Here is a 20,861-nt window from a genome sequence, read left to right on the forward strand (position 1 = left end):
CGGCGTTCCTTTGGATAGCAGAACAAATTCGTTCCATCCCGATCACGGGGCAAATGACAATGCGATGAAGCCATGGACTATCAGATCGCAGTGCGGCCGATCACAAGGAATCGCGATGAGACCACCACCGTGGTTGAATCTCGCCACCATCGCGGGCGTCGTCGTGGCGGTTCCGCTGATCGCCGTCCGGAACGTAAGCGGCAATACATCCTATGAAATTCTCACGTTTCGTATGATCCCATCCGCGAGTTTTACGACAGTCTCGATGCACCGTTCGCCGAAGCGTATTCGCGCGAAACCGGCGCTCATATCCGCGCTAAGCAGTCACATGGTGGTTCGTCGCGCCAGGCGCGTGCGGTGCTAAGTGGCGAACAGCCAGCGGACGTCGCCAAGCTTCCCCTGTATTCGGCATCGATGCGCTGAGCAAACAGGGGCTCATCGCGCCGAACTGGGCGCTTTCGACAGGCACGGATCTGGCGCCGTTCATGTCGATCATCCGCGATCCAGTCATCTACGATCGTTTCGAGAGGGTGATCCTCACGCACACGTGTCGTCTGCAAGGCGAACTCGCCTACATGGACTACATCAAACACGATCTGCCCGCCCATGAGCACCTCGAGCTCATCTTCTATTCCACGCTTACACGCGAAGAATTCGAAAACGAAGGGCGCATTACTGATCTGATTGCCTCGCGAAAACTGTTTTCTGACCTGGAAGTCGCACCGATTTTCGCCCCAAGGAGATTGCGTGCTGTTGTGTGGCAGCGTGGTCATGCTTGCCGATACGACGGAACTGCTGAAGCAGGCGGGTCTTGTGGAGGGCAAGAGCAGTGCGCCGGGGCATTACGTGATCGAGCGTGCTTTTGCGGATTAGACGTCTGGGTTGTCGAGCCATTAGTTCCAGTCGCGCGAGTGGTGCGACTGTCAGCCATATTCCTTTGCAAGTGGTTCAATGGCCCTTGTGTCGCAAGCACCCAGTGAAGTCCTCCTGAAGTCGACAAAGGTGTTTGGGCCAATAAGGCCCCGTCATGCCTACCTGTTTGCCAATCGGCACTCGACGCGTTAGCGACGTGAGCCATGGCGATTGCTATCCCACACGAGCACCTTGATCGCGAAGCAGGTCCACAAAATTGCTCACGACAGACTCGATCCCGGTTGTCCGCCACACCACGCCCACATCCCATCCGGCATCCTCATCGTTGATCGGCAGGCACACCACTCTCTCGCCGGGCGAATGCAAGGCGGATTCGTGCATGATCGATACGCCGACTCCCGCCGCTACCAGAGAAAGGATGGTGAGGGATTCATTCGCGAGTTGAATGACGCGCGGTTCGAACTCACGCGATGCGCAGAAGCGCTGTATATGGTCATAGAGGCCAGGCGCGCGTGCGCGCTGCAGCATTAGAAACGGCAGATCGCGGATGACCTCAATATCAAAGCGGTCGATCTTGTCCGCCATCGTTCGTGGAATGACCAGCGCGAGACGATCAGACAGGATGCGCCGATGCATCAGACCATCCTGCGCGGGCAGCCGCACGAATCCCGCTTGCAGCGTCCCCTCCAGCAGGCGATGCATCTGCTCGGCCGAAGAAAGGTCGTGCAATGTCACCGCGACATCAGGAAACTTCGCCCGAAACTGCGGAAGTACCCGCGAAACGATTTCAACCGTAGAAAAGCTGAATCCAATCCCGAGTTGCCCAACCTCGCCACGTGCCGCCCGGCGCGCCTGTTGATAGACGTGTTCCGCGTCGACGACGAGCGGACGAACCTGGCCAAGAAAGTAGCGGCCAAACTCCGTGAGCGCCGTGCCATGTCGGTCGCGACGAAAGAGGGGGGCGCCGAGATCATCTTCCAGTCGCTTGATCTGCTTGGTCAATGCCGGTTGCGAAAGATTCAGTTCCTGCGACGCGGATCCGAAATGCAGCGAATCGGCGAGCGTCATGAAGGATTTAAGCAGGTGGAAGTTCATTTCCGCGCGTTATCACCACCGGTAAAACATGTCATTAGACGGAAAGAACGTACGTATGTTCGAATCCGGATTCGCGAGTATAGCCACGCTTTTCGGTTGGAGTGCCATATGCGTGCAAGGGTCATTTGCTTATTCCATTACGTCGTTATGAATTGTCCGTAAATGGAAATTCGGCGCGGTAACGACGCAGTCATCGGATTGAATTGAAAAGTGAAAAAAAGAAGATCGACACAGGGGTCGTCGGGGAAGTTGCTCAAAGCGCCTGTTCTGTACAGGCGGTTGGGATTCGGTATCGGAATGACGCTGGTGGCGGCCCAGGCGGCCGCGCAGGCCGCGGACGTGCCGGTTTCGGCTTCGGATACGGCGGCCGCGTCGAACGCTACGGTGTTGCCTACCGTGACCGTGACGGGACAGAACGGCAATTCATGGCGCGCGCGGACTTCATCCGTGACGGGGTATGACGCCCCCTTGCGTGATACGCCTGCCTCTGTGACCGTCGTGACGCGCGCCCAGCTCGACGATCAACAGGCGAAGCGACTTAGCGATGTCGTGAAGAACGACGCAGCGGTCAACAACGACTATGCGCCCGTTGGCTTCTACGAGGGCTTTTCGATTCGCGGTTTTCCGATCGATCCCGCTAGCGCAATCCAGATCGACGGGTTGACGATATCGGGCGAACAAAATGTGCCGCTCGAAAACAAGGAGCGGGTCGAAATCCTGAAAGGCATGGCCGCGATCGATAGCGGCGTCGTGACGCCTGCAGGGCAGATCAACTTCGTCACGAAGCGGCCGGAGAACGTGGCAAGCGTCACCGCGGGCGTTGACAGCCGGGGGTCGACCTCCGCCGCCGTGGACCTCGGGCGGCGCTTTGGGGTGGACGACCAGTTCGGCATACGCATCAACGCGGCGAAGGAAAACATGCATTCGTACATCGACGGCACGAACGGGCGGCGTACCTTCGGGTCGATCGCTGCCGACTGGGACATTAGCCCGCGTGCGAGCCTGCAACTGAATGCCGAATTCCAGCAATGGATTCAGCGGTCCGCTTCTGGCTATCAGTTGCTCGGGGGCACGGTCGTACCGTCCGCTGTGTCGACGTCCAAACTGCTTGGCGCGCAGTCGTGGGCCAAGCCGGTGACGACCGAGGCATTGAATCTGAACGGCAGCTTCAATTACCGCTTCAACGACAATTGGCAAGGGTCGATAGTCGCGAGCCGCAGCCGCACCATGATCGACGATAACGTGGCATTCGCGTACGGCTGTTACTACGTCTCCAGCTGCGGGGCGGGCGGTACCGCGCCCTGGTTCTTCAGTTCGAATGGCGACTATGACGTCTACGACTATCGCAGTCCTGGCGAGTATCGCCGTAACGACGAAGTTCAAGGCGAGATAAAGGGGAAGTTCGAGACGGGGGTGTTCGGTCACGAACTGCTGTTCGGCACAAACGTTCAGCGGCGCGTGGTTCACATGGCGGATGCGGTGTACGACTACGTGGGCAGCGAAAACATTTACGGTCCCGACCAGACGTTTGCGCCGTCGCCGAACGTGGCTGGGCCGTCGTATCCGAGGCTGGATGCCTGGCAGTATTCGATCTTCGGCATCGACCGGGTCAGCTTCGGCGAGCACTGGCAGGTGCTGGCCGGGGGGCGTGAGGTATTGCTGCGGCAGAGGTCGTGGAGCAGCCTGGGCGGCCCGCAGACCGATACGGACAAGACGGCATTCCTGCCGATGGTTGCGTTCGTCTGCAAGCCAGTCGAGCCGCTCTCGCTCTATGCGTCGTACAGCAAGGCGCTCTCCCTCGGCGACCAGGCGCCGGTGCGCGCGAGCAACGCCTACGACTTCCTGCCGCCAGTGCAGTCCCATCAGATCGAGCTGGGAGCGAAGTATGACTGGCTGAACCGGCTGAGTCTGACGGCAGCGTTGTTTTCGATCAGCAAGCCATTCGAATATGCGCAGCCGGATTCATCGAGTACGGGATACACGTTCGTCCAGCATGGTACCGAGCGGCACGACGGCATCGAGTTGAGCGCCGCCGGACGCGTGACCACGCGCCTTTCGCTCACGGCCAGCTTCGCGGCGATCCGGGCGCGTGCCTACGACTCCGGGACGCCCGCATACGAAGGGCACCAGGTCATCAATGTGCCGCCAGTCCGTGCTGCGCTCAATGCCGGCTACGCGGTACCTGGCATCGCGGGGTTTGAGCTGCTCGGAGGGGTCGAATACAGCTCGTGGCGCAATGCGAATGAAGAGGGGACGGCGCGCGTGCCTGGCTGGTTCGTCTTCAACGCCGGAGCGCGCTACACGACAAAGATCGGCGGGCACAAGACGGTTGTGCGGCTGTGGGTCGACAACCTCTTCAATAAATACTACTGGCGGGACGCCGGCGAGCTTCAGGGCGATGCCTACCTGTTCCTCGGGGCGCCGCGCACCGCTCGCCTCACCGTGACCTACGACTTTTGATGAAGCAGACCAACGCGAGCAAACATTGGAGTTTTCGAGTATGACCCGAGTGACCATCATGCTGGAGTATTTCCATCCGTGGACCAATGCTGCCGGGTTTTATCTGGCCCGCGACGAAGGATGGTTCGCGGAGCTGGACCTCGACGTCGAGATCATCGTGCCGGATCCGGCGCGAGGTGATGCTCTCGCGCACCTGGCCCGTCACGAAGTCGATTTCGGCGTGTTTCCGGCCAACCGTCTGCTTGTGCAGCGCGAGCTCGGTAAACCGCTGGTCGGCATCGCCGCGGTCAACCATCGCGCGATGGAAACGATCCAGACGGTTCGCTCCACCGGCATTGCACGGCCACGCGATCTCGAGGGGCGGCGTGTTGCGCTCAACCCGACGCCTCGCGGGCTCGCGATGCTACGGCACCTCGTTGCGCATGACGGGGGGGATCCGGACCAGATCCGGATCGTCGACAGCGGCGTGCGAGAGCTCCCGCCGGAGAGCTTCGAGAATGGCGAGGCCGATGCGTCGTTCGGCAGTTACTGGGCCTGGGACACGCTGTTCGATTCGCGCGTGCCGCAATCCGAACGCCTCATCTGGCCAGTGGACGAAATCGGTGCGCCGGCCTATCACAGTTACCAGCTTGGCGCACATGAAGACACCCTCGAAACGCGTGGCGATGTCGTGCGCCGGTTTCTCGCGGCGGCACGCCGGGGCTATCTGGCCGTCAGTGCGGAACCGGCGCGCGCGCTGCCCTCGCTGGAGCGGGTGATCCCATACTTCCCTCGCGATCTGATCGCGCGGTCGTTGCCACTCATCGCCGCCACGTGGACGCACGAGGGCGAGTGGGGTTGGCAGCGCGACGAGCTGCTGCATCCCTACGCGCGGTGGCTTCAGTCATACGGTGTGTTGCGTGACGCGTCAAAGAGCATACACGCCGCGACCAACGCGTTCCTGCCGGATGGCAGCCGCTGGTGACGCAACCAGCCACGGTCTAGACAGGAGAATAAAAAACCATGTCCTTCCTCGAAATTTCTGGTGTCGTCGTGAGCGCACTCGCGATCTGGCTCACCGCGCGGCGACGCGTATTGTGCTGGCCGGTCAGCCTTGCTTCCGTGGTGCTGTACGCATGGATCTTCTTCGATGCGAAACTCTATTCCGACATGCTGCTGCAGGGCGCCTTCGCTGTGCTGCAAATCTACGGCTGGTGGCGTTGGGCCGCACAGCGTGACCCGCGCGATGACGCCGGTCGAAATGCGGTGGCTCCAGTAACCGGCGTCGGGCTCAGGCGATTGACCCCCGATCTGTTGGTGGCGGTGGTGATCAGCGCGGCACTCGGCAGTGCGATGGCGCGGTGGACCGACGCGGCGCTGCCTTACGTTGACGCCTCGCTGACCGCGTTCAGCCTCGTCGCTCAATACTGGACCGCGCGGCGCTTCATTGCGTCGTGGTGGCTGTGGAGCGCGGTCAATATCGTGTATCTCGGCATGTTCATCTTCAAGGGCCTCTATCTCACCTCCGGGCTTTATGCGCTCTTCCTCGCCCTTGCCGTGATCGGCTGGCGGGAGTGGGCGCGTACGGCCGCAAGCGCGGCCGCCGCGGAACCACAACAGGATTTGCTGCCGGTGCATGGGCAGCAATAGCGCGAGCCCTGACCCGATCCTGAAGGAAACGACTCCATGACCAATGCATACGCGCCAACCGGGCAACGAGAGCCGGCCGACGTCACTGTCGCCGCGCCACCCCAATTCACTGTCGATGGCGAAAAGGCCGAGCGTGACTGGCCACTACACACGCGTGACGAAATCACGGCGCTACTGGCGCGCTATCCGCAGATCGACCCGGTCGCAAGACTGTCGTGGCACAGCCCCCGGCCATTTTCCGCTGGCGTGCTGGTGCAGACCATCGGCGACGCGGCGCTCTTCGTCAAGCGGCATCACGTGAGCATCCGCAATGTTGCCGGCCTCGAAGAAGAGCACCGTTTCATTGCGCATTTGCGCAGCCGCGGGCTTGCCGTCGCGGATGTGCTGGAAAATCGCGACGGCGCCACGGCGGTCACGACCGGCGAATGGACCTACGAGGTTCATGCGGTCGCGCCGGGTGTCGATGCGTACCGGGGCGTCATGTCGTGGAAGCCTTTCTTTCATCCGTCGCATGGCTATGCCGCGGGACGCGCGCTGGCGCGTCTGCACCGGGCCGCGTCGGATTACACTGCGCCAGCGCGCGCCGTGCGGCCGCTGCTATCGAGCTTTCGCGTGGTCGGGTCCGCGGATCTGTCCCGCGCGCTGGAGCAATGGGTTGGCGCGCAGCCATTGCTTTTGCAGGCGTTGGGCACGCGCAACTGGCGCGACGATGTCGCGCAGGCCGTCGGCCCGTGGCACGAACGTCTCGCCCCGTTGTTGCCTTCGCTGCGTTCGTTGTGGACGCATGGCGACTGGCACAGTTCCAACCTGCTCTGGACCGATGCGGCGACTGGCGCTCAGGTCCGCACGGTGCTCGATTTTGGCCTGTCTGACCGCACCTGTGCGGTCTATGACGTGGCGCTCGCGATCGAGCGCAATGCAATCGACTGGCTCGCGCCGCCGGACGAGCGTCGTGTCGCGTTCGACGACATCGACATGCTGCTGGAAGGCTACGAATCGCTCCAGCCATTGAGCGACGACGAGTACGCGGCGCTTGCTGCGTTGTTGCCGATCGTGCATACGGAGTTTGCGCTCTCCGAGGTGGCGTATTTCGACGGCATTCTCGCTGCGCCTGAACTTGCGAACATCGCCTACGACGGCTACCTGCTGGGACACGCACGATGGTTTGCTTCGGCGCCCGCCGGTCAGCGCCTGATCGAGTGGCTCGGGGAGCGCCGTAGCACCCGCAGGGGGGGCGTATGAGGGCGATGCATGGCAGCACGGGCGACGACCAGCGTGCGCGCTATCTGATCGAACCCGGTGAACTGGCGCGTCGTCTGGGGGAGCCTTCGCTAGCCGTGCTTGACGCACATGTCGATCTGCCCGCGCCGCGCTTCGACGGCGACTATCGGGCGCAAAGCGGTCAAGCGGGCTGGCTGGCCCAGCGCATTCCGGGTTCGGTGCATGCCGATCTGGTCGGTGCACTGTCCGATCCTCATGCGCAGTTGTCGTTCATGCGCCCTTCAGCGCGGACGCTGGCTCGGGAACTCGGCTCGCTGGGAGTGGGCGCAGACTCGGATGTCGTCATCTACGACCGGGCCGAAGGCTTCTGGGCCGCGCGCCTGTGGTGGATGCTGCGCTGGATCGGCGTCAATGCGCGGGTGCTCGATGGCGGCTGGCGCGTGTGGCAGGCGGAGGGCTTGCCGGTCGAAACGGGCGAGCCGGGCGAGGTGCGCCGGGCTCGCGTGGTGGCGCGCGAACGCGACGGGTTGTGGGCCGACCGTGAGGACGTCGAAGCGGTTACTGCCGGACAGGTGGCGCGCACGCTGGTATGTGCGCTCTCCGAGCCCGTGTTTTCCGGGCGCGCTGCAAGCCGCTATGCGCGGCGAGGCCACATTCCCGGCAGTCTGAACGTGCCTGCGCGTGACCTCTTCGACGCAACGGGACGGTACCGACCGATCGCGGAGCTGCATGCGCGCTTCGCCTCGCTCGATCAGACAGTGCCGGTATGCGTATATTGCGGCGGCGGTATTTCGGCGGCCGTCGACGCGCTGGCATTGACGCTGATCGGGCGAGACGATGTCAGCATCTACGACGGTTCCTTGCAGGAATGGGCAGCGGACCCGCAATTGGCGATGGAGGGCGAGGCATGACGCGCAGTGCGGCACCGAAATCCGGCCTCGGAGCCCGGCGCATGCGCCTGAACGGATTCAAGCAATCGACCGTCAGCCAGTCAGCGGTCGGGCTATGGCGCAATCCCGACAGTCAGGCGCACCGCTACCGCGAGCTGGAATACTGGATCGAAACCGCGCGCACGCTTGAGCGCGGAAAATTCGACGCCCTTTTCATCGCTGACGCGCTTGGACCACTGGATGTGTATCAGGGGCGCATTGACGCGACGCTCAAACAAGGTGTGCAGACGCCTTCCGATGACCCTCTCCTCGTCGTCTCCGCCATGGCGGCCGCGACGCGCAGACTCGGTTTTGCGGTCACGCTGTCGACGGCGTTCGAGCAGCCTTACCTGCTCGCGCGAAAGATGACGACGCTCGATCATCTGACGCGTGGGCGCATTGGATGGAACATCGTGAATTCGGCGCTCGACAGTGCCGCACGCAACTGCGGCCTCGGCCAGCAGTTGCCGCACGACGAGCGTTATGACGTTGCCGACGAATTCATGGAAGTCGTCTACAAGCTATGGGAGGGAAGCTGGGAGGACGACGCGATTGTATTCGATCGCGCCGCCGGTGTGTTCGCTGCGCCGTCAAAGGTGCATGCGATCGGGCATAGCGGCCGTTATTTCGACGTTCCGGATGTCTTCCTCTGCGAGCCGTCTGTTCAGCGCACGCCCGCACTGTTTCAGGCCGGCACGTCCTCGCGCGGGAGGTTGTTCGCGGCGACGCACGCCGAGGGCGTGTTCATCAGTGCCCGCAGTCCGGCTGCGGCAAGGCAGCTCGTGTACGACATCAGAACGCTCGCTGCGCAGGCCGGGCGCGATCCGGCCAGTTTGCGCTTTTACGGTCACGTCACGGTGATCGCAGCCGCCACGGACGCCGACGCCACGGCAAAACACGCGGACTACCTGCGCTGGCTGAGCGAGGAGGGCAATCTCGCGCGCCATTGCGCATTGATCCAGCTGGATCTGTCGAAACTCGACCCGGACGAGCCACTCGAGTATGTCCAGACCGAGGGCATTCGCAGTGTGTTGGCGTCGTTCACCCGGGCTGATCCGGAAAGGCGCTGGACTGTGCGCGAGATGAGCCGTTATCTCGCGACATCGATGGGCGGCGTGACGATTGTCGGTGCGCCCGCGAAGGTTGCCGATGAACTCGAACGGTGGATGCGAGAAGCCGATCTCGACGGGTTCAACGTGACCGACCCGATGCCGCTCGCGTCCTACGACGAATTTATCGAGTATGTGCGGCCTGAACTGCTGCGTCGCGGACTCGTCTGGGAGGACTACGAGGGTGAAACGCTGCGCGAGTATATCGCGGGACGAGGCGAGGTTAGGGCGCCGGCGCATCATCCAGCCGCGCGGTGGCGGCCTGGCGGTCCGGTTTGACCCGCCGCTACCCGGGGCGGCCGCGCGCGGGTCGGTCGCTTCGGGCGTCGTGTGCAGTGCTTCCTGCTTATATATTGATTCGTCTAAAGCTTCGTAGCGTCTCGCAGGTCCCTGAGTCAGAATGCCCACGGGCGTCACGAGTGTTCGTGATGCCGCGTTGGCAACTGGCGCGACAAGGAACACCATGACCAACCCCATTCGCAGTGAAATCAATTTTGAAGCGCAAGGCCGCCATGTCGGCTATCTGCGATTGCCGCATTCCGTTCATCGCTCGGCGTATGGCTGGATTCCGATACCGATTGGTTCCGTGCGCAACGGCACCGGCCCGGTCGTGCTGCTCATGGCCGGCAATCATGGCGACGAGTACGAAGGGCAAATCCTCGTTTCGCAATTGCTGCGCGAAATCGAGCCGCAGTGGGTAAGCGGCCAGATCATCTTTTTGCCGATGGCGAATTTTCCTGCAGCCGAAGCGGGACTCCGCACGTCGCCGCTTGATGGCGGCAATCTGAACCGCAGCTTTCCGGGCAACCCGCAGGGCACACCAACCGAAATCATCGCTGATTACATCGAGCACACATTGCTCGCCCGCGCGCAGTACCTCGTCGATCTTCATTCCGGCGGCAGCTCGCTGCTCTATCACGGAGCGAATATGCTCGCCATCGAGCCTCGCGATGATGCGGAAAACTACCGGCTGCGCACGTTGCTCACCGCGTTCGGATTGCCGCGCGCATACCTCCATGCGCCGAATCCCCTGCATTCTGCGACCGCGGCCCGGCGCCAGGGCGCGCTCTCGATCGTGACGGAACTGGGCGGCGGGGGCGCCGTGCAGCCGCGCTTGCTGCGCGAGGCGCGTCAGGGTTTGCTGCATCTGCTCGGCGCGATCGGCGTGCTTGGCGGCCCACTTGTGCCGGAGGAGGCGCCTGGTCCGACACGCTTCTATCGGGTGTCAGGCGCGCATCACTACGTCTATGCCTACGAACGCGGCGTCTATGAACCGCTCGTCGTACTGGGCGACCAGGTACGGGCCGGGCAAGCCGCGGCACGCATTCACTTTCCCGATACGCCGCTGCGCGAGCCAGTGACGGTGTCATTCGAGGCGGATGGCGAGGTCGTCTGCCAACGTTCGGTCGCGGCGGTTCAGCGTGGCGACTGCCTGTTCCATCTGGCCGAACCCGTCGAATCGTGAATCGGGCAGTCGATTGTGGCAATCAAATTGCGAAAATGACGCATTAAAAGACGGATAGGCAAACACAATAAAGTTATTCGAATTGCTTGGTTTTTAGCGCGGAGGCGAACGGCTAATCTTGCAGACAATTCGATAAGTATTTACCTCGGATTCAACGCCGCAATATCGGAAGCCGCGAGACTCAAGGAACCGATAAGGCGGCTGGCTTTGACGTCCACCTCCAACGCAACGAACATGAGCTACCGCATTATCGATACTTCACCACTCGAAGCCGTCGCGAAGCCGCTGGTTGACGCGCTGCAACTCGAGTACGCGACGCGCTACCGTGAATTTCGCCGTGATAGCGCTTCTTCCGCTGCGGAGGAACTGGCGCGTTACCCGGCGGAGCTGTTTGCGCCGCCGGAGGGCGCCTTCATCGTGGTGGAGCGTGATGGCGAGACGATTGGCGGCGGCGCGTTCAAGCGCTATGACGCCCACACCGCGGAACTCAAGCGCATCTGGACCCACGCGGACCACCGCCGCCAGGGTCTCGCGCGCCGCGTCGTGGAAGAACTGGAGGCGCGCGCGTTGCGGCAGGGCTATCGTCGCGTTTATCTCACGACCGGCTTCAAACAGCCGGAAGCGTGGGGCCTCTATCTCGACTCCGGGTACGCCCCGCTGTTTGATCGCTCGATCGCACCCGAAGTCCACGTGCATCTGCCATTTGCCAAAGACCTGTTGAACCCGCAGTCGATCAAAACGCTCGATGATCTGCGCCCGCGCGAGCCGCTCGGTGCTCATCGGTGATTGCGCTGTACGGCCCTTTTCCACTTCATTCGTAGAGACCACATGACTTTCAAACGTTCTCTTGTCGTGCTTGCGGGCGCGCTCGCATTGACCGCTGCCGGCCTCGCATCCGCGGCCCAGACGTTCGACCTCAGCCCGCAACAGCCGGGCCGCATCCGCGCGACGCCCGATGCCGCAGCCGTCAAGGCTGTCCCGCCGAACTTCGCGTTCGCGGAAAAGGACACTATCACCGTCGGCATCGTGCCGGCGCTGCCGCCCATCAGCAGTTACGCAACAGACGCGAAAACCGTCGTGGGCTTCGATCCGGACCTGTCGCAGCTTGTAGCGGATGGTCTTGGCCGCAAGCTCAAGCTCGTCACCCTGGCCTGGCCGGATTGGCCACTTGCACTGCAATCGGGCAAGGTGGATGCCGTGGTCTCGAACGTGACGGTCACCGAAGAGCGCAAGGAGAAGTTCGACTTCTCGACATACCGCCGCGACGAGCTTGGCTTCTACGTGAAATCGAACAGCGCTATCAAGTCCATTCGTGAGCCGAAGGACATTGCTGGCCTGCGCGTCATCACGGACGCGGGCACCAATCAGGAAAAGGTGCTGCTCGAATGGGACAAGGAAAACGTGGCGCATGGCCTGAAGCCGGTCACGGTGCAGTACTACGACGATGAAGCCGTTCGCATCGTTGCCCTGCAATCGGGCCGCGCCGACGCGGTCTTCAGCGTCAATGCGGTCCTCGCCTATCAGGCCGCGGTGCAGGGCAAGACGCGGCTGGTGGGCACCGTGAGCGGAGGCTGGCCGCGTACGGCGGAAGTGGCGATCACCACCCGCAAGGGCAGCGGGCTTGCTGCACCGCTCACGCAACTGCTCAACGACCTCATTCACGACGGCAAGTATCGGCAAGTGCTGGATCGCTGGAATCTCGACTCGGAAGCGATTGATCGCGCGGCGACCAACCCGCCCGGTTTGCCAAAGACCTGACAGGCAGACGCGGCTCGTCTGGCCGCGTCCAGGCGCAATTGCGGCGACGTTACCGTTATTGTCATTTGCATGACTAAGTAAAAATCAGCTTTGGTGTGGGCGCGATCGAATACATGCGTCACGCCGCAACCTGACGTGTCGTGAAGGAGCATTTCATGTCGGACGGAGTTCTGGAAGCGGCGAAGTGGGCGGCGCGTCCGCGACAGTACGGTGCACGCGCGGGCAGCCCCGTGCGGCGCTATGCGGGCATTGGCTTTGTGCTGCTGCTGCACATCATATTCATCTGGGCACTGATGAACGGGCTCGCCACCAGGGTCGTGCAGATTATCCAGAAGCCTGTGGAGGTGCGAATCATCGAGCAGGTCAAGCCGGTAGTGCCGCCACCCGTGCCTGTCGTCAAGCTCGCGCCGCCCAAGCCGGTGCCACCGCGCCCCCGTCCCTTCGTCCCGCGGCCCGAGGTCGTCGTGACGCCGCCGCCCGCGCCAGTCATTTCGCATCAGGCGGCGCCCATACCCACGCCGGTCGCGCCACCGCCTGCGCCACTCGCGCCCGTGGAAGCGCCGGCGCCCGCGAAGCCGGTCAGCCATGAGGCGGGCGTCGTGTGCCCGAACTCGGACGCAGTGCGCCGTTCGATGGTCTACCCGCAGGAAGCGCAGGACAACAACATTACGGGCGACGTGGTGATTTCGTTCGTGGTGGACACCCAGGGTCACGTGACGGACGAGAAGGTCGAGCAGGCCGCCGATCCCGTCCTCAACCGGGCTGCGTTCAACACCGTGAAGAAGTTCAACTGCGTGTCGCAAGGCGAGGCCGTGCGTGTGCGCGTTCCATTTTCGTTCAACCTCAACTGAGCGCTGCGCGCCCGGTTTGAGGCTGGCCTGATCTTCCTTCCCAGGCGCGGGCGTGGGGAGTCTTATCTGGAGCATCCATGAAGAAGTCTACTTTTGCAGCAATGGCAGCACGTGTGCTGATCCCGGCCGCTACCATCGGGGTTCTTCTTGCGCCGCAAGGCGCATGGGCCGACGCTGGCAATGCGGCCGCGGGAGCAGAGGCCGTCAATCCCTACGGGCTGGGTGCGCTGTGGGCCAACGGCGATTTCGTCGCCCGATTCGTCCTGCTCGTACTCGTGGCGATGTCCATGGGCAGCTGGTACATCATGATCACCAAGTTCGTCGAGCAGGCGCGCGCGAGCCGGCGCGCGAAATCGGCGGACGAGCAGCTCTGGAGTGCGCCGTCGCTCGCCGTCGGCGTTGCCGGGCTCGACGGCAATTCGCCGTTCCGCTTCATTGCCGAAACGGGGATCGAGGCAGCGGATCATCATGACGAGGTGCTGCTTGAACAGGTTGACCGCAATACGTGGATTCAGGTTTCGATCGACCGCTCCACGGCGAATGTATCGAACCGCCTGCAGGACGGGCTCGCATTCCTCGCGACCGTGGGATCGACCGCGCCATTCGTCGGGCTCTTTGGCACCGTCTGGGGCATCTACCACGCGCTGACTGCCATCGGCATTGCAGGTCAGGCATCGATCGACAAGGTGGCGGGGCCGGTAGGCGAAGCGCTCATCATGACGGCGATCGGGCTCGCCGTGGCGGTCCCCGCGGTGCTCGGCTACAACTTTCTCGTGCGTCGCAACAAGTCCCTGATGGAGCGCGTGCGCGCTTTCGGGGCCCAGTTGCACACGGTGCTGCTCTCGGGCCGCAAGCGCCCGGTGCGTGCTGTCGTCAACGCCAACTAAAACCAACTTAGCCAACTAAACGCGGCACGCGCCTGGAGTGAAACCATGGCCATGAATGCAGGGCAGGACGGCCCGGAGGATGAGGTCATCGCGGCGATCAACACCACGCCGCTCGTGGACGTGATGCTGGTGCTGCTGATCATCTTTCTGATCACGATCCCGGTCGTTACACATACGGTGCCGGTCCAGTTGCCGAAAGAAACGGTGAGTCCGCTACAGACGAAACCCGACAGCATTGAAATCGCGGTGGACAAGGAAGGTCGCCTTTTCTGGAACGAGCAGGGCATAGACCGGACAACGCTGCTCGACCGGTTGAAGGTCGTTTCGCAGAAAAATCCCCAGCCCGAAGTTCACGTGCGCGGAGACCAGACGACGCGCTACGAATTCATCGGCCGAGTCGTGACCACGTGCGAGCGTGCGGGCATCGCGAAAATTTCGTTCATCACACAGCCGCCCGCCCGTGGCGGGTAAGAGGAGCCGGTAATGGGCATGAATGTGAGTTCCACGGAGTCAGCGAACGAGCCGGACGTGCTGGTCGATATCAATACGACTCCGCTGATCGACGTGATGCTGGTCTTGCTGATCATGCTGATCATCACGATTCCCATCCAGATGCATGCGGTGAAAATGAATCTGCCCGTGGGCGACCCGCCGCCAACCGCGCCGCCTCCGGTGGTGCAGGTCAATGTGGGCCCCGATGGAGCATTGACCTGGAACGGCGCGCCGATTGCGGGCCGGGACGATCTCGAGCGACATATGGTGCAGGTGGCAGGGCAGGCTGATCAACCGGAGATTCATCTGCTCCCCGACAGGCTCGCGCCGTACAGCGCCGTTGCCGGTGTGCTTGCGGCGGCACAGCGCGAGGGCGCGACCAGGATCGGGCTTATCGGCAACGAGCAGTATGTGCAATGAAGATGGAATGGCTACACGACGCCAGGGGAAAGTCTCGCGGCCATTCTGCAAACGCGTCGAGTTTTCCGGTTATCCAGGCACTGGCCGATCAGGTGGCGTCATTAAAAGTGCAATGACTTCGCTTGCCATATAAATCGCGATTATCGGGAATATCGATGCGTGAAATGATTAGTTAATTATGGTAAGCCAACGCTGTTATTGTTCCAGTCACGCGCAGACAATGCGAAGCGCATAGAAATTCAGCCTTGGCGACATGGGAAGCTGGAAAGCCCGGATCGGGATTGCCCCTCCAGCGATAATCGATGTGCTGTGGTGCGGCTGAAATAGAAATCGAAATATTAGTTAGCAATACAAATGAAAGAAATTATAAATTGCCATATTTGCGTCTTCGATTCACACCCTGTTCTCGTGTCCAGCCTGTTCGCCACGCCGACTGCGGCGGCAATGACCACCTCCTTCGATGGCGCTGCACTGTCGCCGCCGCGACCACGCGCGGCAGGGCGATAGGCAACCGGGCCGGCGGCTGACACCGCCACACATCAGGCCGTATTTCCACCCGTACTACTCGATGGCCAAACGTCAGCCAGGGGATGTCGCACGCCTCGACCGGCGTGACGGCATTCCTCCAGATAGATCTGCTACCGATTGGAATAATGATGCACGTAACCAGAATCAAAAGGCCCGGTGAGGGCCATCACGGGGTACGCATGAAGGTGCTGTCGTTCGCGGTGCTGGCCGTCGCGTGCAACGGTGCAGCTCTCGCGCAGGACGCCGCAGCGACGGCGGGTCCGGCCGCTGCGGCCAGCGCGCCGACGAACGCGGCGGCTCCGGGGGCTGAAAGTGCAGCGTCACAGCGTTCCGGCGCGGCACAAACCGTGCAGCAGGACACGGTCGTCGTGACGGGCACGCGCACGGACACGAAAGCGAGCAAGAGCCTGACGCCAGTCGACGTCATCACCGGCGAGCGTTTGCGCTCCACCGGGCAGAGCAATCTGCGCGACGCGCTCGTCCAGCTGTCGCCCTCCATTGTGCGCGAGACCTACGCCGGGGACGCGGCCGTGCTCACGGACGCGCTCTCGCTGCACGGCTTGAGCCCCGATCACGTGCTCGTGCTCGTGAACGGCAAGCGCCGTCATTCGACGGCGAACATTGCGCTCGACGGCGGGCTCAACCAGGGCTCGACGGGCGTTGACGTGTCCATGATCCCGGTCGCGCTTGTCGACCACATCGAGATCCTGCGCGACGGCGCGGCGGCGCAATATGGCTCTGACGCAATCGCCGGTGTCATCAACATCATTCTGCGGCGCGCGTCGAGCGGCGGGGAGATCGAGTCCACGACGGGGCAGACCTACGCAGGCGATGGCCTCCAGAACACCACGTCGGCCAATCTCGGGCTGAATCTTGGTGATAAAGGGTTTCTCAACCTGAGCGCGGAATACGCGCGCCAGAACCACACCGTGCGCACGGGACCCGACGACTACTTCGGCACGTTCCCGCCGGGGCACGGTTACTACAATCCGATCGAAGGCGACCCGTCGAGCACCCGCGAACTGGTTGGCTTCAACTCGGGCTACTACCTCAACGACAACGTCCAGCTCTACGGCTTCGGTACGTACGGACACCGGAACGCCAGCGCCTATCAGAACTTTCGCCCGCCTTTCGTGCTGCCGGAGATCTATCCGAACGGGTTCGTGCCGCAGGAGACGATCAACGAGAACGATTTCTCGGTCACGGCCGGCGCCAAGGGCGAAAACCTGTTCGGCTGGTCGTGGGATCTCAGCACGACCTATGGCGGCGACCATAGCAGGCTGGGCATGGTCGATTCGGCCAATACCGGATTGTTCGCGGCGCAGGGTTATACGCCGACGTCGTTCCACCTCGCTACGATCAGCAACACGCAGTTGACGAACAACCTTGACTTCTCGCGCGCATTCGAGCTGCCGCTGCTTCCGGCGCCGGTGCAGTTCTCATTCGGTTTCGAGCAGCGCCGCGAGACTTACACGGTGGGCGCAGGCGACCCGGCCTCTTATGTTTATGGCGGCGCGCAGGCGTTGCCCGGTCTCGCGCCTGTGAGCGCCAGCGACAACTCGCGCAACGTGATCGGTACATACATCGATCTCCTGACGCATATTACGCCGAAGTGGCAGATCGATCTAGCGGGGCGCTACGAACATTACAACGACGTAGGCGACACCACCAACGGCAAGATCTCGACGCGGTACGACTTCACGCCGGCCGTGGCGGTGCGCGGCAGCGTAAGCACGGGTTTCCGTGCACCGTCGCTCGCGGAGGAGTACTACACGAACATTAACGTGTCGCCGGCTTCGGCGAGCGGCCTGCTCGCAGCGAATTCGGGGGCCGCGAAGCTGATTGGCGCGCAGGCGTTGAAGCCCGAAGAATCGACGAACTTTAACGTGGGTTTCGTGCTCACTCCGACGAGCAACATCCACCTCGCGCTCGACGTCTATCAGATCGACATCCGCAACCGCATCGTGCTCGGCGGCACAGCCTCCGGTGCCGAGGCGATCGCGGCGATGGAGGCGGCCGGGCTGTCGGTCCCGAGCTCGATTCCGGCCTCCGCGGTATCGGCAAGCTACTTCACCAACGGGGCCAGCACGCGCACACGCGGCCTCGATCTCACGGGCACCTGGCACATGGGGCTGGGCCATTACGGGCAGGTCGACTGGGATCTCGGTGTGAACCTGAACACGACGTCCGTCACGCATGTCGCAACGGGCGCAAACGGTGCACCGGCACTCAATGCACAGCAGATCGGCTGGCTCACGACTTCGACGCCGAAGAACAAGATCATCATCGGCGGTACGTGGCGGCGCGACAAGTGGACAGTAACCCTGCACGAGACACGCTTTGGCGAAACTTCGAGCCAGGGGACCTACTTTTCCGGGCCCAATGCATTCTCGACCACGCAGTTTATTCACGTCGAGAACGCGGCGCGCTATGTCACGGATGTCGAGGTTCGCTACGACGTCACGAAGAAATTCCAGATCGCTGTAGGCGCAAACAACCTGTTCGATGTCTACCCGACGAAGCTGCCGTACCAGGCGCAGCTCGAAGGCGCGCAGTACGACGCGTTCGCTTCGACGATCGGCGTGAATGGCGGCTTCTATTACCTGCGCGCGCGCTATCAGTTCTGACGTCGATGACTATGCATAGAAGAATTCGCTCGTACGTTTCTTCGTGGTCCGTGGACATAATGACCAGAAGATACTCGAGCGGATTAACTGAAACCGTTTCCTCCATGCGCCGTGTGTGCATGGAAAGGGAGTGACATGAGCTGGTCCCTTTCAATTCTCGACAAAAGCCCAATCGCGGAAGGCGGAAGCGCGCACGAGGCATTGCAGTTCACGGTGCAGCTCGCCCAACGCGCGGAGGCGCTGGGCTACCGGCGCTACTGGATCGCCGAGCACCACGGCGCGCCTGGTCTCGCCAGTTCCGCGCCCGAGATCGTCGTCTCGCATCTGCTCGCGCACACGTCACGCATTCGCGTGGGCTCCGGCGGCGTGATGCTCCAGCACTACAGCCCATTCAAGGTCGCAGAGACGTTCCGCGTACTCGCTTCGCTTGCGCCAGGCCGCGTGGATCTCGGGATAGGCAAGGCGCCCGGCGGGCTGCCGCTCACGACGCGCGCGCTCCAGTGGTTCCACGACAAGGCGAAGAAGCCCGATTTCCCGCATCAGCTCGCGGAACTCGATGCGTTCCTGAAGTGGGGGGTGGCGGAAGACCATCCGCTCGCGGGTGCGGTGGCGTTGCCGGCGCCGCCCGAAGCACCTGAGCGCATCCTGCTCGGCGGAAGTCCGGACAGTGCGCGACTCGCCGCGCAGCACGGCTGGCAGTTCTGCTATGCGGGCCACTTCAACGGTGACGAAGCCAACATCGGCCGTTCGCTCGATGCTTACCGGAGCGCGAGCGGTCGCGCTCCGTTGCTCGCGCTCTTTGCGTTTGCGGCGGCGACGCGCACGGAGGCACGCAAGCACGTTGGCGCACTGCGCATCTTCAAGCTGCAGCTGGCCACGGGCCAGAGCGTCAACCTGCCGAGCCCGGAGGCCGCGGCGGAGTTCGCACGGCAGACCGGCGTCTCGGACTACCGCCTCGATGAGCTGCATCCGCACGTGATCGCCGGCACCGCCGACGAGGTGCGCGCGGAACTGGACGCACTGCACACACGCTTTGGCGTGGAGGAATTCGTCATCGATACACCGGTGGCCGACTACGCATTGCGGCTGGCCTCGGTCGAACGTCTCGCGGGCGCAGCAGTCGCGGCTCGCGCGTGATCTCTCCTTTCAATCCTGCTCGACGGACCCGAACATGACTCAGCGTAACCTCACTTTCGGCATCATGCTGCACGGCCCCGGCGGCCACATGAACGCGTGGAAGCATCCGGGCGGCCCCGCTGATGCAAGCGTCAATCTCGACTTCATCACCGGCATCGCACAGAAGGCCGAGGAAAATGGCGTGGCATTCGCCTTCGTGGCAGACGGTCTCTACATCAACGAGAAGTCGATACCGCACTTCCTGAACCGCTTCGAGCCGATTTCCATTCTGTCCGCGCTCGCTGCGTCCACGTCGAAGATCGGGCTTGCGGGCACGCTGTCCACGTCTTACAGCCATCCGTACACGGTGGCGCGGCAGTTCGCGTCGCTCGATCTCATCAGCGGGGGGCGCGCTGGGTGGAACGTGGTGACGTCGCCGCTCGAAGGCTCCGCGAAGAACTACGGCGGCGAGCATCCGAACCACGCGCTGCGCTATGAGATCGCCGACGAGTATCTCGACGTCGTGCAGGGACTCTGGGACAGCTGGGACGACGACGCATTCGTGCGCGACCGCGCAACGGGCCGCTTCTTCGAGCGCGACAAGCTTCATACGCTCGACCACAAGGGGCGTTTCTTCGAAGTCGCGGGGCCGCTCAACATCCAGCGCTCGCCACAGGGCCAGCCCGTGATCTTCCAGGCTGGCTCGTCGGATGCAGGCATCGATCTGGCCGGAAAGTACGCGGATGCCGTGTTCACGCATTCGCCATCGCTCGAAGAGACGCGCGAGTTTTCGGAGCGCGTGCGCGAGAGTGCGGTCAGGCACGGCCGCGCGCCGACCGATGTGAAGATTTTTCCGGGCATCGGCCCGATCGTGGGCGCCACGCAGGCCGCAGCCGAAGCGAAGTACGAGGCAATCCGAGACCTGCTGGATATCGACGAGGCACTGGCCTATCTCGGCCGGTTCTTCGAGCATCACGACTTCTCGCAGTACCCGCTCGATGAACCGTTCCCGGATCTGGGCGAACTCGGCACCAACAGCTTCCGCTCGACCACTGACCGCATCAAGGCGGAAGCGCGTCGCGATGGCAGTACGTTGCGCGAAGTTGCGCTGGCTGTGGCGACGCCGAAGACGCAGTTTCTCGGCACGGGCGAACAGATCGCCGACGAACTGATCCGCTGGATCGACGCGGGTGCCGCGGACGGCTTCATTCTGGGCTTCCCCGTGCAGGCAGAGGGCCTCGACGACTTTGTCAGGCACGTGATTCCCGTGCTCGAAGCCCGCGGGCGCTATAGCCGCCGTCTGGATGGCAAGACGCTGCGCGATCACCTGGGCCTGCCGCGGCGCGAGAGCCGCTACGCGCTCGCCGACGCGCAATGACCGACTGACCCGCCGCGCAGGAA

Annotated in this window: 17 protein-coding genes and 1 pseudogene; 17 read left to right on the top strand and 1 reads right to left on the bottom strand. The window is 62.7% G+C overall.

Translation table 11 applies throughout. From position 1 onward, the window contains the following. Positions 1-455: 455 nt before the first annotated feature. Positions 456-873: pseudogene (locus AB3X99_RS32785) on the top strand (ferredoxin--NADP reductase); the annotation flags it as partial. A gap of 213 nt (positions 874-1,086) precedes the next feature. Here AB3X99_RS32785 and AB3X99_RS32790 read toward each other — a convergent pair. Continuing rightward, positions 1,087-1,968 carry a LysR family transcriptional regulator gene (locus tag AB3X99_RS32790; protein WP_368619276.1) on the bottom strand — a complete coding sequence of 294 codons (882 nt, stop codon included), beginning with the start codon at positions 1,966-1,968 and terminating at the stop codon, positions 1,087-1,089. Positions 1,969-2,265: 297 nt separating this feature from the next. Between AB3X99_RS32790 and AB3X99_RS32795 the strand changes: the two genes are divergently transcribed. From AB3X99_RS32795 to AB3X99_RS32870, 16 genes are all read left to right on the top strand, one after another. Then, positions 2,266-4,428: a TonB-dependent siderophore receptor gene (locus AB3X99_RS32795; RefSeq protein WP_368619277.1), complete on the top strand. Its 2,163-nt coding sequence runs from the start codon at positions 2,266-2,268 to the stop codon at positions 4,426-4,428. A 40-nt stretch (positions 4,429-4,468) separates the two neighbouring features. After that, entirely contained in the window at positions 4,469-5,392 is a 924-nt protein-coding gene (locus AB3X99_RS32800) for an ABC transporter substrate-binding protein (RefSeq protein WP_368619278.1), read from the top strand. Positions 5,393-5,430: 38 nt separating this feature from the next. Further along, positions 5,431-6,057, top strand: coding sequence for a nicotinamide riboside transporter PnuC (pnuC, locus tag AB3X99_RS32805; RefSeq protein ID WP_368619279.1), 627 nt, complete (start codon positions 5,431-5,433; stop codon positions 6,055-6,057). Between the two features lie 36 nt (positions 6,058-6,093). Continuing rightward, positions 6,094-7,299 carry a phosphotransferase enzyme family protein gene (locus AB3X99_RS32810; RefSeq protein ID WP_368619280.1) on the top strand — a complete coding sequence of 402 codons (1,206 nt, stop codon included), beginning with the start codon at positions 6,094-6,096 and terminating at the stop codon, positions 7,297-7,299. Further along, positions 7,296-8,189 (top strand): sulfurtransferase, encoded by an 894-nt coding sequence (locus tag AB3X99_RS32815; RefSeq protein WP_368619281.1) that lies wholly within the window; start codon positions 7,296-7,298, stop codon positions 8,187-8,189. The genes AB3X99_RS32810 and AB3X99_RS32815 overlap by 4 nt, the downstream gene beginning before the upstream one ends. After that, a complete protein-coding gene (locus tag AB3X99_RS32820; protein WP_368619282.1) occupies positions 8,186-9,595 on the top strand; it encodes an LLM class flavin-dependent oxidoreductase in 1,410 nt (469 codons plus the stop codon). Before AB3X99_RS32815 ends, AB3X99_RS32820 begins: the two co-directional genes overlap by 4 nt. A gap of 184 nt (positions 9,596-9,779) precedes the next feature. Further along, positions 9,780-10,781, top strand: a complete 1,002-nt coding sequence (locus AB3X99_RS32825; protein ID WP_368619283.1) for a succinylglutamate desuccinylase/aspartoacylase family protein — start codon at positions 9,780-9,782, stop codon at positions 10,779-10,781. Positions 10,782-11,015: 234 nt separating this feature from the next. Then, positions 11,016-11,567, top strand: a complete 552-nt coding sequence (locus AB3X99_RS32830) for a GNAT family N-acetyltransferase (RefSeq protein ID WP_368619284.1) — start codon at positions 11,016-11,018, stop codon at positions 11,565-11,567. A gap of 42 nt (positions 11,568-11,609) precedes the next feature. Beyond that, on the top strand, positions 11,610-12,539 hold the full coding sequence (locus tag AB3X99_RS32835) for an ABC transporter substrate-binding protein (RefSeq protein ID WP_368619285.1): 930 nt from the start codon (positions 11,610-11,612) through the stop codon (positions 12,537-12,539). A gap of 155 nt (positions 12,540-12,694) precedes the next feature. Continuing rightward, complete coding sequence (locus tag AB3X99_RS32840; RefSeq protein WP_368619286.1) at positions 12,695-13,390, top strand: energy transducer TonB; 696 nt, start codon at positions 12,695-12,697, stop codon at positions 13,388-13,390. Positions 13,391-13,467: 77 nt separating this feature from the next. Beyond that, entirely contained in the window at positions 13,468-14,277 is an 810-nt protein-coding gene (locus tag AB3X99_RS32845) for a MotA/TolQ/ExbB proton channel family protein (protein WP_368619287.1), read from the top strand. 45 nt (positions 14,278-14,322) lie between these two features. Further along, positions 14,323-14,748 carry an ExbD/TolR family protein gene (locus tag AB3X99_RS32850; protein WP_368619288.1) on the top strand — a complete coding sequence of 142 codons (426 nt, stop codon included), beginning with the start codon at positions 14,323-14,325 and terminating at the stop codon, positions 14,746-14,748. 12 nt (positions 14,749-14,760) lie between these two features. Continuing rightward, positions 14,761-15,189, top strand: coding sequence for an ExbD/TolR family protein (locus tag AB3X99_RS32855; protein ID WP_368619289.1), 429 nt, complete (start codon positions 14,761-14,763; stop codon positions 15,187-15,189). Between the two features lie 707 nt (positions 15,190-15,896). Then, complete coding sequence (locus AB3X99_RS32860; protein WP_368619290.1) at positions 15,897-18,344, top strand: TonB-dependent receptor plug domain-containing protein; 2,448 nt, start codon at positions 15,897-15,899, stop codon at positions 18,342-18,344. Between the two features lie 135 nt (positions 18,345-18,479). After that, positions 18,480-19,481: an LLM class flavin-dependent oxidoreductase gene (locus AB3X99_RS32865; RefSeq protein ID WP_368619291.1), complete on the top strand. Its 1,002-nt coding sequence runs from the start codon at positions 18,480-18,482 to the stop codon at positions 19,479-19,481. 34 nt (positions 19,482-19,515) lie between these two features. After that, positions 19,516-20,838, top strand: coding sequence for an LLM class flavin-dependent oxidoreductase (locus tag AB3X99_RS32870; RefSeq protein ID WP_368619292.1), 1,323 nt, complete (start codon positions 19,516-19,518; stop codon positions 20,836-20,838). Positions 20,839-20,861: the final 23 nt, after the last annotated feature.

Origin of the sequence: Paraburkholderia sp. BR10882 (assembly GCF_040948855.1) — a bacterium.
Taxonomy (GTDB): domain Bacteria; phylum Pseudomonadota; class Gammaproteobacteria; order Burkholderiales; family Burkholderiaceae; genus Paraburkholderia; species Paraburkholderia nodosa_A.

Excerpts from the sequence above, each read along its gene's own strand:
- pnuC (WP_368619279.1), top strand. The coding sequence starts at position 5,431 with ATGTCCTTCCTCGAAATTTCTGGTGTCGTCGTGAGCGCACTCGCGATC.
- AB3X99_RS32810 (WP_368619280.1), top strand. The coding sequence starts at position 6,094 with ATGACCAATGCATACGCGCCAACCGGGCAACGAGAGCCGGCCGACGTC.
- AB3X99_RS32825 (WP_368619283.1), top strand. The coding sequence starts at position 9,780 with ATGACCAACCCCATTCGCAGTGAAATCAATTTTGAAGCGCAAGGCCGC.
- AB3X99_RS32795 (WP_368619277.1), top strand. The coding sequence starts at position 2,266 with ATGACGCTGGTGGCGGCCCAGGCGGCCGCGCAGGCCGCGGACGTGCCG.
- AB3X99_RS32835 (WP_368619285.1), top strand. The coding sequence starts at position 11,610 with ATGACTTTCAAACGTTCTCTTGTCGTGCTTGCGGGCGCGCTCGCATTG.
- AB3X99_RS32840 (WP_368619286.1), top strand. The coding sequence starts at position 12,695 with ATGTCGGACGGAGTTCTGGAAGCGGCGAAGTGGGCGGCGCGTCCGCGA.
- AB3X99_RS32845 (WP_368619287.1), top strand. The coding sequence starts at position 13,468 with ATGAAGAAGTCTACTTTTGCAGCAATGGCAGCACGTGTGCTGATCCCG.
- AB3X99_RS32850 (WP_368619288.1), top strand. The coding sequence starts at position 14,323 with ATGGCCATGAATGCAGGGCAGGACGGCCCGGAGGATGAGGTCATCGCG.
- AB3X99_RS32870 (WP_368619292.1), top strand. The coding sequence starts at position 19,516 with ATGACTCAGCGTAACCTCACTTTCGGCATCATGCTGCACGGCCCCGGC.
- AB3X99_RS32855 (WP_368619289.1), top strand. The coding sequence starts at position 14,761 with ATGGGCATGAATGTGAGTTCCACGGAGTCAGCGAACGAGCCGGACGTG.
- AB3X99_RS32790 (WP_368619276.1), bottom strand. The coding sequence starts at position 1,968 with ATGAACTTCCACCTGCTTAAATCCTTCATGACGCTCGCCGATTCGCTG.
- AB3X99_RS32815 (WP_368619281.1), top strand. The coding sequence starts at position 7,296 with ATGAGGGCGATGCATGGCAGCACGGGCGACGACCAGCGTGCGCGCTAT.
- AB3X99_RS32830 (WP_368619284.1), top strand. The coding sequence starts at position 11,016 with ATGAGCTACCGCATTATCGATACTTCACCACTCGAAGCCGTCGCGAAG.
- AB3X99_RS32800 (WP_368619278.1), top strand. The coding sequence starts at position 4,469 with ATGACCCGAGTGACCATCATGCTGGAGTATTTCCATCCGTGGACCAAT.
- AB3X99_RS32860 (WP_368619290.1), top strand. The coding sequence starts at position 15,897 with ATGAAGGTGCTGTCGTTCGCGGTGCTGGCCGTCGCGTGCAACGGTGCA.
- AB3X99_RS32865 (WP_368619291.1), top strand. The coding sequence starts at position 18,480 with ATGAGCTGGTCCCTTTCAATTCTCGACAAAAGCCCAATCGCGGAAGGC.
- AB3X99_RS32820 (WP_368619282.1), top strand. The coding sequence starts at position 8,186 with ATGACGCGCAGTGCGGCACCGAAATCCGGCCTCGGAGCCCGGCGCATG.